Raw genomic sequence first — 577 nt, 5'->3', positions numbered from 1 at the left:
AACCGGCGGGCGCACGCTGAGCCTGATCAACGCCCCGCCCGGCTCGGCTGCGGACGGCACCGCGCCGCAGGCCACCTTCGAGAGCCTGGGCTACGCGCTGGACGGGCTGGGGCAGGCGCTGGACCCGGCCGAGGATGTGCTGCTGCTCTATCTGACCAGCCACGGCCTGCCGGACAACAGCTTCTACCTGCGCACCGGCCCGGAGCAGGAGGATTACCTGTCACCGCAGGATCTGGCGCAGCTGCTGGACGAGGCGAAGATCGGCAATGCGGTGATCGTGGTGTCGGCCTGTTTCTCGGGCGGGTTTGTGCCGCCGCTCAAGGCGCCCAACCGCATGATCATCACCGCCGCGCGCGAGGACCGGCCCTCGTTCGGTTGCGGCAATACCGACAGCGCCACCTGGTTCGGCCGCGCCTTCCTGGTGGAAGCGCTCAATGCCGGCAACGATTTCAGCGCCGCCTTCGCCCAGGCACGGACCAGGGTGAAACGCCGCGAGCGACAGGAAGGCGAGTTGCCGTCGTACCCGCAGATCGCCACCGGCAGGCATATCGAGGCGGTACTGGCGCGCTGGCGCCAG

The 577-nt window shown here is 69.3% G+C and carries 1 protein-coding gene; it reads left to right on the top strand.

The window, feature by feature from the left end; genetic code table 11:
* Nucleotides 1-577: C13 family peptidase (locus tag JCM9942_RS17760; protein WP_218185534.1), on the top strand; the 577-nt coding region annotated here is incomplete at both ends.

It is taken from the genome of Stenotrophomonas pictorum JCM 9942 (assembly GCF_001310775.1).
Taxonomy (GTDB): domain Bacteria; phylum Pseudomonadota; class Gammaproteobacteria; order Xanthomonadales; family Xanthomonadaceae; genus Stenotrophomonas; species Stenotrophomonas pictorum.
Note: the sequence above shows the minus strand (reverse complement) of the source record. Positions and strands in the feature narration are given on the sequence as shown.